This is a genomic window from Flavobacterium tructae (assembly GCF_002217475.1).
GTDB lineage: Bacteria > Bacteroidota > Bacteroidia > Flavobacteriales > Flavobacteriaceae > Flavobacterium > Flavobacterium tructae.
This window is the reverse complement of record NZ_MUHH01000017.1, coordinates 431,838-448,900: the sequence shown is the minus strand read 5'-3', so window position 1 is coordinate 448,900 and position 17,063 is coordinate 431,838. Positions and strand designations below refer to the sequence as shown.

The following is a 17,063-nucleotide window of genomic DNA, read 5'->3' as shown; positions in this document are numbered from 1 at the left end:
GATTTTATTTTTTTTATCCCTTCAGTCTATTTGTCAGACACAACCTAATGCAACAGGTCTAAGCCAACTATTAAACAAAAAAGCCATACAATTTAGAAACGAAACTAGTTTTAATAAAGCACAATTTTTCTTTATTAAAAATAATTGGGATTCTACTTTAGTGCATTCAATGAAGCAACTAACTTCCAGCAGTAATAAAGAACTTAGAGACTATTGTCATTTTTTTAGAGGTTATAGTTTTCGAGAAAAAAAATTATTTAAAGAAGCTAAATCAGAAATGCTTTTAGTATCCAATAAATTTGAACTTTACCCATTAGTAAATAAAAATTTAGGTCAGATTTCGCTGGAATTAAAAGAATTCGAAAAAGCAATTTATTATTTTGAAGAAGTCGAAAAACTCCCCACTTCAAATAGCCGAGGATATAAAATAAGTATTATTTACCAAAACTTAGGCATTTGTTATTTACATCTAAATAATTTTAAAAATACTGAAAAATACTTTTTTAAAAGTCTTATACTTCAAGAAAAAGAAAAAGACACAGCCTCTCTTATTGGACTATACATAAACATCGCCAATCTATATTATCTTCAATACAAGGATCAACAAGCAATTCCTTATTTTGAAAAAGCTTATTCTTTATCTAAAAAGATAAATGATTTTGAGAAAAAAAGACAAGCCTCTAAAAACATGGCTGTTGTCGAAGAAAATAGAGGAAATTTTAAAAAAGCCCTAGAATACAGAAAAGAATCAGAACAATGGAAAGATTCTCTAAACAATCAAAACAAAATCTGGGCAGTTGCCGATTTTGAGAAGAAATTTGCCGTGGCTCAAAAGCAAAAGCAGATTAAAGTTCTTGAAGTCGAAAATAAACTGAAAAACACACAGCGTAACGGTTTGTTTTTTGCTGCTGTTGGGCTATTATTGATTTTAACAGCAGGAGTTTACCTCTACGCTCAAAAAGTCAAAAACGGTAAGACTATTTTACGTCAAAAAAACAAACTTGACGAATTAAATGCGACCAAAGATCAGCTATTCTCGATTGTCAGTCACGATTTGCGTTCGTCCGTTAATGCTTTAAAAACCAGCAACACTAAATTATCTTCTACACTGGAAACCAAAAACTATGATGAATTAAATCACCTAATAATTCAAAACAGTACTATCGCAAATGGCGCTTACACTTTGTTGGATAATTTGCTGCATTGGGCCATGTTACAAACCAAACAGTTGTACTTTCAGAAAGAATCCATTCACTTGTACTCTATCGTTCAACAAATTGAACACAACTACAAACCTTTGCTTCTTGACAAAGCCATTACTTTTGAAAATTCGGTCTCAAAAAATAGTTTTATCTTTGTAGACCTCGATTCGTTAAAAATTGTGCTTCGAAATTTATTAGACAATGCTATTAAATTCTCGAATGAAAATAGCAAAATCAGCTTTTACACCCAGGAAACTAACCCTGATTTTTGTGAACTTGTTATTCAGGACAATGGTATAGGAATGAGCGAAAGCACCATTCAGGAATTACTCGCTGACAATGCTTTACTTGCCAAAAAAAATAACACTGAAATTATAGGTACTGGTTTAGGTTTGCAGCTGTGTAAACAAATGATCAAAAAAAATGGCGGAACACTAGCCATAGAAAGTGAACTCCATGCAGGAACTAAAATGATTTTGACTTTCCCAAAAACAAAAAACAATGGATAATATTCATGTATTAATTATAGAAGACACTCCTGAACAAAGCGATGCTCTGCGTAAAGTACTGCTTCAGAACAATTATAAGGTTGTAGGCATAGCAACTAATTTTGCTGATGCGTTAAAACTCTTTTACGAAAATACCATCGACATTATTATTATTGATATTTTCTTAGACGGGAAACCGGAAGGAATCACATTTGCGGAATCGATTAATATTATTCCAAATGCAGCAAAACCGTTTGTGTTTTTAACCAGCTCGCAAGACCGTCAAATTTTTGAAAAAGCCAAACTTACAAAACCGTTCAGCTTTTTACTAAAACCTTTTAATGAATTGGAAATTCTTTATGCCATAGAAATGGCTGTAGAAAAGTTTTATGCTCAAACCGAAGTTTTTCAGACTGAAGAACAAGATACTGTGATTAGCAACGACTACTTATTTATAAAAAAGAAGAACTCTTTAAAAAAAGTAGCATTAAATGATATCCTTTATATTGACGTTGAAGAACGTTATTGCAATATCATAACCGAGAAAGAAAAATTCGTAATTCTTATCTCTTTAACAAAAATCAGCAATCTGCTGGATAAAAACAGATTCATAAAAACACATCGAAATACAATTGTAAACACAAATAAAATTGAAGAAATTATTCTGGCCGATAATCTCATTATTTTAAAAGGTGACCACAAAATAAATCTAAGTGATACCTACAAAGATTTCATAAAAAAGATGAATATTTTGTCATAACAACAGTAAGTCGAAAAAATAAAAACTCAGCAAATCCTCTCTATCCGGGAGGATTTTTTTGTTTTAAAAGAAGAATACCCTCCCACAGGGTTAGTAAAAAATTTCATGACAAAAAATTCTGCTTTCATGACATTTTTAATTTCCTTCCCGCAAATCGAAATTACTTTTACACCAAGAAATCCAAATTATAAAATCTAAATGAGAATTGAATTAAACAGACCATCGGACATGAAGCTTTTATCAATATTAAAAAAAATAAAAAACAACCCCTGGGTTGGCGTAACTGTCTCTCTTCTCTTTATCATTCCTTGTTTATATAAAATTCTGGACGACATCACCGTTTTCAGAATCGAATATCTTTTGTTAGCCGTCGCATTTCCGATCTACATCAAATCGCTTAAAAAAATATTTGATGACATTTTAGATACCTCAGATGATTTTTCAGATTAAAAAATAAATTTTGCCCCAATTTTATCGAGACACTTTGGCTTAATCTTTTTAAGCCTGAGTGTTTTTTTTATTTTAAGACAGGACAGATTTCCAAACTCAATAATACCGCATAAATCACTCGTTTTTTAAGTCAAAAAATAACAACCTTATTAAAATTTAACAAAAAGACCATTGTTGTTAACATTTTTTTGATATTTTTGAAGAGCTATAAACCAAAAAATCAAAACCACCAATCCTTTGAAGAAAAACCAAATAAAAGGTCAATATATATTTTTATTGGTCTTATTCTTAAATGCATACATAATTTACGGGCAAACAAACAACGAAATCTTAGTATACAACTGGTTTGACAAAAATCTGGGTGTAGAATCGTTAGAATTTGAAAATGGACCCGCCCATTTAAACTTCGACAAAACAGTCAACAACGAAAACCGATATTACATTTCCGAAGATTTCAGAAAAGGAAGTATGCAGTATAATAATCAAAATTATTCTGATCTGTTACTCAACTACGATACTTATACCGACGAATTGGTTATAAAACCGTATGGTGAGCTTAACACCACTAAAATTAATCTCTTTACCCAAAACATCAGTTACTTTAAAATAGGTAATGATAAGTTTGTTCATTTAGACGTTCCGAATTCAACCACTTTCAGGAAAGGATACTATGAAGAAGTTCCGGTGGGAAACAATGTTATTCTTTACATAAAACACTCTAAAGAGAAGAAAAAAAGTAATAAAGCCGAAGTTGATTTAATAGGATATACAGACAGAAAAGAATTCATCCTTTTAAAGCAAAACAATTTTTATCCTATAAATGATAAAAAAGAGATCATAACTTTATTTCAGGAGAATAAAAGAAAAATAAATGATTTTTATCTGATGTATAGAAATCTAAGAAAAGAAGATGCTGCATTATTTATGAAAAACCTCCTCAAGTACATAAATAACTAAAATCTGTAGCAATTATCCAAATGAGAATATTTACCCTTCTTTTATTATTTTTCGGTTTTAATCAATGTATTTATTCACAAGATCAAAAGATTAGTATAAATTACAACAACATCAATCGGATTGAAGTTCTAAAAAAAATAGAGGCTTCTACAAATTATAAATTCTACTTTCAAAAGGAATGGATAGACAACAACGTATTAATATCCGGAGATTACTCTAATAAAGCCATACAGGATGTACTAAGCAAAATCTTTGAAGACACTGATCTGAATTTCTTTATCACCAAAAACAAAGTCATTCTGACCAAGAACAGTATCATTTATGACAAATTTCAAAATGATAAAGTTAAGGCCGGCAATATTCCTATCTTTTTTCAACAGTATGATTCTGTAAAAAAGAACAAAACAGATCAGGCTGCCCCTATTGCATTAATTGGAAAGGAATCCATCGATTCTGAGACTGACTTTTATACCATTTCAGGCTATATAACGGACCTAAAAGACGGTAAACCCCTTGCTGACATAACGGTAAAAGCAAAAAATACCACCGCAACAACCGTTACAAATGCTCAGGGATTTTACAGTCTAAAACTACCTGTTGGCTTAGCAACAATCGAAATCGAATCATTACTGTACAATAACACCGCCCGTAAAATAATGATTTACAGTGACGGTACTTTGGATTTTCCGATAATTGAAAAAATAAATCAATTAAAAGAAGTTTTGGTAAAAGGAAAAAACAGTCAAAATATAAGAACTGCAATAACAGGAGTTACAACAATTGAAGCCGAAGGCGTAAAAACGGTTCCTCTCGTTCTGGGAGAAAGAGATGTTCTAAAAATTGCCCTCACCATTCCCGGAATAAAAACTGCAGGAGAAGGCTCTTCAGGATTTAATGTAAGAGGAGGAAAAGAAGATCAAAACCTAATGTTGTTGGACAACGGAACAATATACAACCCTGCTCATCTTTTTGGTTTTTTCTCTTCTCTAAACCCTTACACCATCAATAAAGTTGATATTTACAAAGGAGGCATACCATCTGAATTCGGCGGCAGATTGTCATCGGTTTTTGACATTACTTCTAAAAACGGAAACACAGAGAAATTTTCGGGTGAAGGAGGAATTGGTCCGGTTACCAGTAACCTTACCGCTTCGATCCCTGTTGTAAAAGGAAAAGCAAGTTTATTATTGGGAGGCAGAGCCACTTACTCGGACTGGATTCTAAAAACCTTAGACGATGAAAATCTCAAAAACAGTCAGGCTTCTTTTTATGATTTATTTGCAAAATACAGTCACAAAATAAACAAAAACAATACTGTTGAGGGCACCGCCTATTACAGTAAAGATAAATACAGCATCACTCCTGACTCGTTATATCAATACAGCAACCGTTTGATTTCTTTGAAATGGAAACATGCTTTTAATGAAAAAAACAACAGTGAACTTAATGTCTCCAATAGCGAATACAAATTCAGTATCGATTACGAATCTGTTAATCCTGAATCTTTTATTTTCAAATACAAAATAAACGAAACTCAGGCAAGTCTTAAATTCAATAGTGAACTGAACAGTAAGCATAAATTTACTTATGGAATATCAAGCAAATTATACAACGTTAGTCCCGGCGAGCTCAATCCTAATGGAGAAACTTCGATAGTGACTCCTATAAAAGTAGATAACGAAAAGGGATTAGAATCAGCACTGTTTTTCTCTGATAAGTTTAAAATTACCGAAAAACTATTGTTAGATGTTGGAGCGCGATACTCCTTATATGCGGCTTTAGGAGCATCTACACAGAAAATTTACAAAGAAGATGTACCTAAGACTCCTTCAACAGTTATAGAAGAAAAAACGTATGGTAATAATAAAGTAATTACGACTTACGGAGGTTTTGAACCAAGGCTTGCTTTGCGCTATATATTTGATGAGAGTCTATTTGTAAAAGCCGGTTTCGATAAAAACTACCAATACATCCATTTGTTAACCAATAACACAACCCAATCCCCTACAGATACCTGGAAGTTATCTGATTTGAATGTAAAACCGCAAAGCGGACTACAGTATTCTCTTGGGATTTTCAAAAAACTGGATTATAAAGATATTGAGTTAAGTCTGGAAGGATACTACAAAACTTCTAAAAATATACTCGATTACAAAGTTGGAGCCAACTTACTTTTAAACAAGGATCTTGAAACGGAATTACTGCAAGGTAATGGAAAGGCTTACGGTGTAGAGTTTTTGCTAAAAAAATCAACCGGAAGACTTAATGGCTGGCTTGGGTATACTTATTCAAGAACCTTTATAAAACTGGACAGCAAGTTTAACGATGAAAAGGTAAACAATGGTGCCTACTTTCCAACTAATTTCGATAAACCGCATGATGTAAGCATCGTAATGAATTACAAATTTACACACCGCTATAGTTTTTCTTCCAATTTTGTATATCAAACCGGAAGACCAATAACCTATCCTATCGGAAAATACAATTACAATGGTACCGAATACACACTGTATAGCGATCGTAACAAATACAGAATACCGGATTATTACAGACTAGACATAGGATTAAATATTGAAGGCAATCATAAGATAAAAAAATTAGCACACAGTTTCTGGAACATCTCCATTTACAATGTGCTGGGGCGCAATAACCCTTATTCTATCTTTTTCGTAACAAAAGAAGGCCAGGTAAAAGCCTATCAAACCTCTATTTTCTCTGTTCCGATACCAACAATTACCTATAATTTTAAATTTTAAAAGTTATGAAAAAGATCTTACACTACGGATTTCTTATAACGATACTTCTTTCAATTGTATTGGGATGCACTACACCCTATTCGTACCAAACTAATGGCTTCGAAGATGCTCTGGTAATAGAAGCCACCATGACCGATCAATATAAAAACCATCAAATTAAATTGTCCAGAACGTATAAACTTGACGGAAAGAAACCAACCTTTGAAAGTAAAGCGGTGGTATATGTTACCGATGATCTGGGTAATAAATATGATTTTCAGGAAAAAAATGAATCCTATATTTCCGTAAACCAGTTTCAGGCCAGTCCCGGCAGAGCTTATCAATTGCATATCCTTACGAAGAATGGAAGAACATATGTCTCTAATGAAGAAAAACTGCCACAACAGACTCAAATCGAAAAAGTAGAAGCAAAAACTTTGACAAAAAAAGGAGAACTGGGAGTCGAAATTACCGTAAATAGCAATGATCCAACAAATAAATCCCGATACTACCGATACGAATACGACGAAACTTATAAAATTGTTGCTCCAAAAGCTTATCCTAAAAAAGCCGTTGCTGTTTTTTTTGCCCCGGGCTCCAACCCAAAAGGACAAGTGGTATTTGAAGACAGAACAACAGAAGTCAGAGTTTGTTACTCAGATAAAAAATCGAATGAACTAATTCTAACCAATACGAACCAGCTAAGCGAAGACAGAGTTACTGATTTTCCAATTAAATTTATTAGCAGTAAAGACCCCATCATAAGAACCAGATACAGCATTTTAGTCAAACAATATGTACAGAATCTCGCTGCCCATACTTTTTATGAGACCCTTAAAGAAATTGCTGATATAGGAAGTATACTATCGCAAACCCAGCCTGGTTTTTTCTACGGAAACATAAACCCTGTTGACAATCCGGGTGAGAAAGTGATTGGTTTTTTTAATGTGTCCTCCTATTCCGAAAAAAGGATCTTTTTTAATTTTACCGATCTTTTTCCTAAAGAACCAATCCCTAAATACCAATATTATTGCCCCTCTCCCGTTCCTGAAAATGAAATAAATGATTTTTATTTCGAATACTGCTTCAATCCCAACAACGAGATTTGCCGAGGAAATGACATTTTAGATTTACTTAAAAGCGGAATAAAAACTTTTTTCCCTAATGAGTCACCTACTTCTTACCTACTATATCCCGTTGAATGCGGAGATTGCACTTCATTTTCATCAAACATAAAACCATCATTTTGGATAGACTAAAACAGATAACGATCATCACTTTAGCAATGTGTTTTCAGCAGATATTATTTGCTCAAAAAAACAATGCCGTAACTGAACTGAATGCAATAGATCAAAACCTCAATGAGTCCATTTACATCAGTACAAATGCTAATTCCTATATAACCGGAGAATCTTTATTCTACAAGATTTTCTGTATCAATAAATCAACAAACGAAATATCAAAATATAGCAAAGTTGCTTACTTGCAACTGGTCGACAAAAACAAAACAACAGTTCTTACCCATAAATTGTTTCTGGAAAACGGAACCGCCGGCAGCGACTTTTTCATTCCAACAACTCTGGAAACCGGAAACTATAAAATTATAGGATATACCAACTGGATGCTGAACAAAGAAGTCTCAGAATACTGCAATATTGACATTTACATCTTAAACCCGTACAAAGATAAACCTCTAAATACCATTTCTCAAAAAGAAGTAACTTTAGCAGAGACGATAACAAACAGAGACATCTCTTTTAATTTAAAAAGCAAAATTTACAAAAACAGAGATCAGGCAGAATTGCAAATCAACACAAATTCTGATGAGTTTTCAAAAGGAAATTATGTGCTTTCAGTAAGAAAAGCAGATGGTTTTATCGCTCAAAAGAAAATCAATTTTGAAGAACTTAGTGCAGGTAATACTTATAAAAGTTCTCTATCAGAAATAAAAAAACCTAATTTTCTATTGCCGGAATTACGCGGTGAACTAATTTCAGGAAAAATAAGATCCAGCAATGCTGACATAAAAAATAAAAAAGTAGCTCTTTCTATAGTGGGCAAAAATTACACATTGAAGCTTGCCAAAACTGATAATGAAGGAAATTTTATTTTTAATCTGGAAAAGCCAAACTCAAACTCCAATGTAATCGTTCAAATCCTGGAAGACAACAAACAGGATTATACCATTGAAATGGACAAACCGAAAAATATCAATTTTTCAAATTTAAGCTTTCCGGAATTTCAGTTCAATTCAGACTTCAAACAGAATATTTCAGAAAGACTGATTTCCACTCAAATAGAAAACGCTTATTACAATCTTAAAAAAGACAGCATATTAGCCTCAAATGATACTATTCCTTTTTACAACAATTTATCAAAAGAGTTTAAACTGGACGCTTTTACACGATTCGCAACTATGGAAGAAACGATAACTGAAGTTGTAAAAGGCGTCTACTTTTCAAAAGATAAAAACAACTATGCTATTCATGTTTACGATTACGATCCTAATTACGAATCTCCTTTACCAACTTTAATAATCGTAGACGGACTGATTATAGAAGACCTAAACGAGTTATTTCGTTATAACCCAAAAAACATCCATAAAATCAATGTTGTAAAAGGAATTTACAATTATGGAGCAAAATCTTTTAACGGTTTAGTTTCGTTTACAACTAAAAATGGCGATTACGAAACCAAACTTAAAGGCAGTTTTATTATCAGACCCGAACTTCTAAGACCACAGTCTAAAAAAGAATACTTTAAACCTGACTATACCGGCACTAAAAATGAAAGAATTCCTGATTACAGACATCAGCTTCTTTGGATTCCTAAAGTGGATTTAAGTGATGCAAATTCAAAAATACAATTTTACACGTCAGACGTATCCGGCAAATTTGAAATCACACTTGAAGGATTTTCTGCTTCAGGAAAACCTGTTTTTATAAAGGAGACTATCGAAGTTAAAGAGGCGCTTTCAAATTAGATGGGAAGAGATAAAAAAGCAGCCAAACAATTAATTTGTAAAAATAATTTAAATTAATTGTAACTTTTTTTGAACTCATTACGTATAACCATTTGTACACTTAAAAATTGAGGAGACAAAAAACATGAGACAACTTAAAATCACCAAGCAGGTAACCAATCGTGAAACTGCATCATTAGACAAATACCTACAAGAAATTGGAAAAGTTGACCTAATTACCGCCGATGAAGAGGTAGAATTAGCACAAAGAATAAAAGCCGGTGATCAAAGAGCATTAGAAAAATTAACAAAAGCTAACCTACGTTTCGTTGTATCGGTTGCTAAACAATATCAAAATCAAGGATTAACTCTTCCTGACTTAATTAATGAAGGAAACTTAGGTTTAATTAAAGCCGCTCAGCGTTTTGATGAGACTCGTGGTTTCAAATTCATCTCTTATGCTGTATGGTGGATTCGTCAATCGATCCTGCAGGCTTTGGCAGAACAATCTCGTATTGTTCGTTTACCATTAAACAAAATCGGTTCTATCAATAAAATCAACAAAATGTATGCTTTATTAGAGCAATCTAACGAGCGTCCGCCTTCTGCTGAAGAAATTGCAAAAGAACTTGACATGACTGTAAATGACGTGAAAGAGTCTATGAAAAACTCTGGTCGTCACCTATCAATGGATGCACCTCTTGTTGAAGGTGAAGATTCTAACCTTTATGACGTTTTACGTTCAGGAGAATCTCCAAACCCGGACAGAGAATTAATTCACGAATCATTACGTACTGAAATTGAGCGTTCACTAGAGACATTAACTCCAAGAGAGGCCGATGTTGTTCGTTTGTATTTTGGTCTTGGCGATCAGCACCCAATGACTTTAGAAGAAATTGGAGAAACTTTCGATTTAACTCGTGAGCGTGTTCGTCAGATTAAAGAAAAAGCAATCCGTAGATTAAAACATACTTCAAGAAGTAAAATTCTTAAAACTTATCTTGGATAAATTCCAAAGTTCCAATTATAGCAATTCCAAATTCCAATTATTTTGTTGGAATTTGGAATTTATTTCAAAACTACCTATATTGGACGACAAAGCAAACAACAGTTTGATTGACTGTTCGTTTTTTGATTGATGATTGAAACTCCGGCTGATTACCGGAGTTTTTTATTTTACTTTTTTACTGCAACACTTTTACAAATCAGACTTTTTAAAAAACACAATGCTTCTTGAATTTATTACTCCAGTCAAAACATAAAAACTTTGCATAAATCTTTGCGAGCTTTGCAATTAAAAAAATTAACTTTGCAAAAAAAACAACACAACACACAACTACACAATGAAGAATACACTTATTGCTCCTTCTGTTCTGGCAGCTGATTTTGCTAATTTGCAACGTGATATCGAAATGATCAACAACAGTCAGGCCGACTGGTTTCATATTGATATTATGGACGGAGTTTTTGTTCCGAATATTTCTTTCGGAATGCCAGTTTTAGAAGCTATTTCAAGACATGCTAAAAAAACAATAGACGTACACCTGATGATTGTTGATCCGGATCGTTACATTAAAACTTTTGCCGATTTAGGCGCCAATATCCTGAGCGTACATTACGAAGCCTGCACACACTTACACAGAACGCTACAAGCCATCAAAGCTGAAGGAATGAAAGCAGGAGTTGCAATTAACCCTCACACTAATATTGATTTATTAGAAGATGTAATCAACGATATTGATTTAGTCTGTATCATGAGCGTAAATCCAGGTTTTGGAGGTCAGTCGTTCATCGAAAATACTTATGCTAAAGTAGAGAAGCTAAAAGCCTTAATTACTCGTAAAAATGCTTCGACCATTATTGAAATTGATGGTGGTGTGACCAGTAAAAATGCCAAACAATTAGTAGAAGCCGGTGCTGATGTTCTGGTTGCCGGAAGCTTTGTATTTAAAGCCGAAAACCCAACTCAGACTATTGCTGAATTAAAAACTTTGACTACTTTTTAGATTCTTTAAATTGGGAAAGAAATCAATTCCGGTCATTTTCTCAAGAGTCTCAATTGGAACTACAAAATCATAAAGTGATTTGTCACTATCCTTGTTCGGAACTAAAAAAGCAATCGCCTTATGTTCCTTTCCGGTTTTGACCAGGATAATTTTATAAAAATACCTAGGAACAGATACTTTTTCTGTTCCTATTTTTTTATCCGAATCTTTCAAAATTCCTCCTGTCACTACATAAATGTCATGATACTTTTCAGCCCAATAACGTGTTTTCTGTTCCAGTCTGTTCCAGATTCCGCTGTTGAAATCGTGATCTTGTGGTGAAATATTTGAAGTGTAAAAGGTATCGTTGTAAGCACTCTCATTAAACTCCATATCTCCCGCAGGACAAAGATGCCCCTTATCATAACCCGACTTTTTATAATTCCTCCAATCTGCAGAACCGGTTGGTACTTTTGGATCTTCAATAAAATAAGGGCGCTTATAATCGGCATTTTTTAGATATTCTTTCTTTAATTCATAAGCAACCCATTCTGCCTGTTCAAATTTTTCATTGTAGGACAATGTGTAATAGTTATGTTTTACAATTTGTCGGGTCGTAGAAGTCGGCAAATATGCTGCTGTAAATACGGAATCTGAACTGCCTTGATTCGAAACAAATGGAATCTCCTTCTCCTGTTCGGACAGTTTTTCACTTTCATTAATTTCTTTTTTACAGGATAACAGCACAAATCCCAACAAACTCAAAAGGATATAATTTTTCATCTTTCTTTCGGATATTTTTATCTGGTTTCCAACATCTGTAGAATACCGTTAAATCTACAAAAAAAACGCTCCAAAAAATACATTTTGGAGCGTTTTCCTAACAAATTAATCCTTTTACAGTATTAAGATTTTACTAATTTATCTCTTTTAATTTTAGTTGTAGCGCTGTTTCTTACTACACCTTTTACTTGTAAATCATCTAAAACATTCAATGCTTCTTCTACATAAACATCTTTAGATAATGCCTGATGCCAAGCCTCTCTTTTTTCTTTTAATGTAGCATCACTTTTCATTTCAAGCTCTTCGTAAGGCAATGATTTAAAAACCAAATTATTTTTGTAATCTGAAATTGGTTTGTATTTTTTACCTTCAGTTTCTACCTGTTCCTGAGTTGCTTTGAAGTTTTTGATGTTTAAACTGTAAGTATTCTCCTTGTTCTTAACATCAATCCATTTTGCATTGTCTTCGATCAATTTAAACTGTGCATTTTGAGCAATTCTGTTTTTACTGCTTTCAATTGCTTTAGTAAAATTTGTATTCGAATGCCATGTGCTATAATCCGCCGGATCTATTTTATCCCAAGGCATAGCATTGTCGATATCGCGTTCCCCCATTTTTAAGTAAGCATAACGATCCGGCATTACCACATCACTATGAACTCCTTCTAACTGAGTAGAACCTCCGTTAATTCTATAGAACTTTTGTCCTGTAATCTTCAAAGCACCTAAATCTCCATAATTTGCATTACGAACAAATTGATTCAAATCCAGAACATTCTGAACTGTTCCTTTTCCGTAGGTTTGTTTACTACCAATGATAACCCCACGTTTGTAATCCTGAATTGCTGCCGCCAAAATCTCTGAAGCCGAAGCTGAGAAACTGTTTACCATAATTACTAATGGTCCGTCCCACTCCACTTTTTTATCTTTATCGTACAGTACTTCTTTCTTTTTTCCTGCAGATTTCACCTGAACGATTGGCCCTTCTTCGATAAATAAACCTGCAATATCAACAACAGTCGATAAAGATCCTCCTCCATCGTCACGCACATCAAGTACGATACCGTTTATATCTTCTTTTTTAAGTCTTTCTACTTCAAGAGCAATATCTTTTCCGGCATCACGACCGTCTTTGTTCTCAAAATCGATATAAAATTTAGGCAGGTAAATTACTCCGTATTTTAATCCGTTTCTTTCTACAATACTTGATTTTGCGTATGTTTCTTCAATTTCAACTACATCTCTGATAATTGAAATGATTTTAATTGTACCGTCTACTTTTTTAACTGTAAGTTTAACTTCTGTTCCTTTGTGTCCTTTTATTTTTTTCACAACATCGTCCAAACGCATTCCCACAACATCTACAGGCTCTTCGTTTCCTTGTGCCACTTTCAGAATTAAATCTCCTGCTTCAAGTTGTTTTCCTTTCCATGCCGGTCCTCCTGAAATTAACTCATCAATTTGAGTAAAATCATTTTTCTTAGTCAATCTTGCACCAATACCTTCCAGTTTTCCACTAATATTAACATCGAAACGATCTTTATCTTCAGGCGCAAAATAGCTGGTATGAGGATCAAAACGAGTCATGATTGAATTTACATATACTGAAAACCAATCTTCTTTATTCAAATCTTTAATCAGGCTAAAATTGTCATCTAAAGATTTTAGTGAGCTTTCACGTGTTTCTTTTTCCAGAGTTTCAAAAGTTTTCTCCTTATAATTCGGATCTGTTTTCTTTTTATCCTCTTCTAATTTTTGTTTGGTAACAAGCGAAGAAAGTGTAGATAACTTAATTTGTTTTCTCCATCTTTCGTTGATCTCAGCTGTATTTTTGGCATACGGCAATTTGTCATAATCCGCATTAAAAGTCTCATCAATATCGTAGTTGAAAGGCTGTGCTAAAATTGTCTTATAACGTTTTTTGCTTTCCTCCATTCGTTTCATCAATCTTGTGTAAGTAAGGTTGAAGAACGTTAAGTCTTTATTCAAAAACTGATCGTCCAATTGCAATTCATATTGTTTGAATTCGTCAATATCCGATTGCAGGAAGAATCTCTTAGACGGATCTAATGCTTCGATATAATCTTTAAAAATTCCCTTAGAGAATTCATCATTTATTTCTGCAGGACTATAGTGTCCTTTTTCAATGACAAATGCTAATAATTCTAAAAGTGTTTTATCTCTATTCGGGTCCGGATCTACTGATTTGTCTGCATTTATTTTAAAAGCAAACAACGTCAATGACAAGCATAATACGGCTATAAGTATTTTATAATTTCTTTTCATAAACTTAATAATAGCATTCATCAAATTTTTTAATCTAAGTTACGGTAAAAACTGTGCCAACAAAGCCAAGCCCGCTATAATTTTTTGTTAAAGGTATAAAAATGTTTGACGCGCAAAAATCTTCTTCAAATTAGTTGACAAATTTTGCTCTTTTTGTTCGTTTTCTACCGAAATCTGTCACTACATTTGCTTAAACCCCTTATATAACCTTACGATTTTAGCATGAAAAATGAGAAACCCCTAATATTAGTTACGAATGATGATGGCATTTTAGCTCCCGGAATAAGAGCTTTAATCAGTGTGATGGAAACTATTGGTGAAGTCGTAGTGGTAGCTCCGGATAAGCCTCAGAGCGCCATGGGCCATGCCATTACCATAAACAACACTTTGTTTCTTGACAAAATTTCTAAAGAAGAAGATGCGGTAACGGAATATAGCTGCTCAGGAACTCCTGTAGATTGTGTTAAACTGGCCGTCAATGAAATTTTAAAAAGAAAACCGGACTTGTGCGTTTCAGGGATTAATCACGGGTCAAATTCTTCTATTAATGTGATTTATTCCGGTACGATGAGTGCTGCTGTAGAGGCCGGTATAGAAGGAATTCAGGCAATTGGGTTTTCTTTATTAGATTTTGACTGGAATGCCGATTTTGAACCGATCAAATCGTTCGTTAAAAAAATTACCTTAGAAACTTTGAAAAACAAACTTCCTCAGGGTGTGGTTTTAAATGTAAATTTCCCAAAACTAAAAGAAGAAGAAATCAAGGGGGTAAAAATCTGCCGTCAGGCTAAGGCTTACTACTCTCAAAAGTTTGACAAAAGACAGACTCCTTTCGGTAAGGATTATTACTGGCTTACCGGAAAATTTACAAACGAAGATCAAGGTGAAGATACTGATGAGTGGGCCTTAGAAAACGGATACATTTCAATTGTTCCGGTACAGTTTGATCTGACCGCACATCATACCATGCAGCAGCTTAATACCTGGAAATTAAATGAATAAAAAAGACATTATCATAGGCTTTGTTATTGGAATTTTCACAGCTTTGCTTGGAAGTTTTTTGTTTGTTTCGTTCTTCACCAAATTTGATTTCTTTACGGGAATTCAAACCATCAGGCAACAAGGATATCTCGGAAAAGTAATCACAATCGGGACCGTTTTAGATCTGGCCGTTTTTGGTATTTTTCTAAAAACGAACCGGGAACTGATGGCCAGAGGTGTTGTTTTGGCAGTCATTGTTCTTGCGATTTCAACTTTGTTTATTTAAATCTTATCTTTGTGCTGCAAAAATTATTTTGCGTTTTAAAGTTGGAAACACACTTTCAAAAAAATCAATATGAAGTACTACATAATAGCTGGTGAAGCGTCAGGAGATTTACATGGTTCTAATTTAATGAAAGCACTATATGAGGAAGATCCTCAGGCGGAAATTAGATTTTGGGGCGGTGATTTAATGCAAAAAGCCGGCGGAACTCTGGTAAAACATTACCGCGAACTGGCTTTCATGGGGTTTGTTGAAGTTCTTTTCAATTTAAAAACCATATTAAACAATATTAAAATTTGCAAGAAAGATATCACAGCATTTCAACCTGATGTTTTGATTTTTATAGACTATCCCGGTTTTAATATGCGTATAGCGAAATGGGCCAAAGCTTTACATTATAAAACGCATTATTATATTTCGCCGCAAATCTGGGCCTGGAAAGAGAATCGTATCAAGGCAATCAAAAATGATATTGACAAAATGTTTGTGATTTTACCTTTCGAAAAAAGCTTCTACGAGGACAAACATCATTTTCCGGTCGATTTTGTTGGGCATCCTCTGATTGATGCTATTCAGAATCAGCCTTCTTTTAATGAAACAACCTTCAGAAAAGAAAACCAACTGGGAGAGAAACCTATTATTGCGGTGCTACCCGGAAGCCGTCAACAGGAAATCACAAAAATGCTGAGTGTGATGCTAAGTGTGGTGGATGATTTTCAGGATTATGAATTTGTAATTGCCGGTGCTCCAAGTCAGGATTTTGAGTTTTATCAGCAATTCATCAGCAATAAAAACATCAAATTTGTATCGAACAAAACGTATGATTTGTTACGCTCTTCAACCGCAGCTCTGGTAACATCCGGAACCGCGACATTAGAAACGGCTCTTTTTAAAGTCCCAGAGGTAGTCTGCTACAAAGGAAGTGCTATTTCCTATCAAATTGCCAAGCGTATTATCACGCTAAAATATATTTCACTTGTCAATTTAATCATGGATGAAGAAGTGGTTACAGAATTAATCCAGAGTGAATGCAACACGAAACGAATTAAAGAAGAATTACAAAAATTACTGACTTCTGACTATCGCGAAAAATTATTAAAGAAGTACGACATCTTAGAGCAAAAACTGGGAGGTGTCGGAGCCAGTAAAAAAACCGCAAAGCTTATTGTAGCTGATTTAAAACACGTTTAAA

The 17,063-nt window shown here is 33.8% G+C and carries 14 protein-coding genes; 12 read left to right on the top strand and 2 right to left on the bottom strand.

The genetic code is table 11. From position 1 onward, the window contains the following. Nucleotides 1-169 precede the first annotated feature (169 nt). From B0A80_RS06920 to rpe, 9 genes are all read left to right on the top strand, one after another. Nucleotides 170-1,711, top strand: a complete 1,542-nt coding sequence (locus B0A80_RS06920; protein ID WP_089076956.1) for a tetratricopeptide repeat-containing sensor histidine kinase — start codon at nt 170-172, stop codon at nt 1,709-1,711. Beyond that, the gene (locus tag B0A80_RS06915) at nt 1,704-2,450 is read left to right on the top strand and encodes a LytR/AlgR family response regulator transcription factor (RefSeq protein WP_017494813.1); all 747 of its coding nucleotides are present in this window, start codon (nt 1,704-1,706) and stop codon (nt 2,448-2,450) included. Before B0A80_RS06920 ends, B0A80_RS06915 begins: the two co-directional genes overlap by 8 nt. Nucleotides 2,451-2,648: 198 nt before the next feature. Next, entirely contained in the window at nt 2,649-2,900 is a 252-nt protein-coding gene (locus B0A80_RS06910) for a hypothetical protein (protein ID WP_070905932.1), read from the top strand. 237 nt (nt 2,901-3,137) lie between these two features. Continuing rightward, complete coding sequence (locus B0A80_RS06905) at nt 3,138-3,857, top strand: hypothetical protein (protein WP_070905934.1); 720 nt, start codon at nt 3,138-3,140, stop codon at nt 3,855-3,857. Nucleotides 3,858-3,877: 20 nt separating this feature from the next. After that, complete coding sequence (locus B0A80_RS06900) at nt 3,878-6,613, top strand: TonB-dependent receptor (protein ID WP_089076830.1); 2,736 nt, start codon at nt 3,878-3,880, stop codon at nt 6,611-6,613. A 5-nt stretch (nt 6,614-6,618) separates the two neighbouring features. Next, nucleotides 6,619-7,851: a DUF4249 domain-containing protein gene (locus tag B0A80_RS06895; RefSeq protein WP_017494809.1), complete on the top strand. Its 1,233-nt coding sequence runs from the start codon at nt 6,619-6,621 to the stop codon at nt 7,849-7,851. Then, entirely contained in the window at nt 7,839-9,575 is a 1,737-nt protein-coding gene (locus B0A80_RS06890) for a hypothetical protein (RefSeq protein WP_089076829.1), read from the top strand. The genes B0A80_RS06895 and B0A80_RS06890 overlap by 13 nt, the downstream gene beginning before the upstream one ends. A gap of 124 nt (nt 9,576-9,699) precedes the next feature. Then, nucleotides 9,700-10,563 carry a sigma-70 family RNA polymerase sigma factor gene (locus tag B0A80_RS06885; RefSeq protein WP_007804760.1) on the top strand — a complete coding sequence of 288 codons (864 nt, stop codon included), beginning with the start codon at nt 9,700-9,702 and terminating at the stop codon, nt 10,561-10,563. A 334-nt stretch (nt 10,564-10,897) separates the two neighbouring features. Beyond that, entirely contained in the window at nt 10,898-11,560 is a 663-nt protein-coding gene (rpe, locus tag B0A80_RS06880) for a ribulose-phosphate 3-epimerase (protein ID WP_017494806.1), read from the top strand. Here rpe and B0A80_RS06875 read toward each other — a convergent pair. Next, nucleotides 11,537-12,322: a DNA/RNA non-specific endonuclease gene (locus B0A80_RS06875; protein WP_089076828.1), complete on the bottom strand. Its 786-nt coding sequence runs from the start codon at nt 12,320-12,322 to the stop codon at nt 11,537-11,539. The two genes, rpe and B0A80_RS06875, sit on opposite strands and share 24 nt — an antisense overlap. Before the next feature lie 122 nt (nt 12,323-12,444). After that, nucleotides 12,445-14,628: a carboxy terminal-processing peptidase gene (locus B0A80_RS06870; RefSeq protein ID WP_017494804.1), complete on the bottom strand. Its 2,184-nt coding sequence runs from the start codon at nt 14,626-14,628 to the stop codon at nt 12,445-12,447. 201 nt (nt 14,629-14,829) lie between these two features. On the opposite strand from B0A80_RS06870, the gene surE reads away from it, so the two are divergent. From surE to lpxB, 3 genes are all read left to right on the top strand, one after another. After that, nucleotides 14,830-15,609: a 5'/3'-nucleotidase SurE gene (gene surE, locus B0A80_RS06865; protein ID WP_089076827.1), complete on the top strand. Its 780-nt coding sequence runs from the start codon at nt 14,830-14,832 to the stop codon at nt 15,607-15,609. Continuing rightward, nucleotides 15,602-15,874, top strand: a complete 273-nt coding sequence (locus B0A80_RS06860; protein WP_017494802.1) for a hypothetical protein — start codon at nt 15,602-15,604, stop codon at nt 15,872-15,874. The genes surE and B0A80_RS06860 overlap by 8 nt, the downstream gene beginning before the upstream one ends. A gap of 69 nt (nt 15,875-15,943) precedes the next feature. After that, the gene (lpxB, locus tag B0A80_RS06855) at nt 15,944-17,062 is read left to right on the top strand and encodes a lipid-A-disaccharide synthase (RefSeq protein ID WP_089076826.1); all 1,119 of its coding nucleotides are present in this window, start codon (nt 15,944-15,946) and stop codon (nt 17,060-17,062) included. Nucleotide 17,063 lies beyond the last annotated feature (1 nt).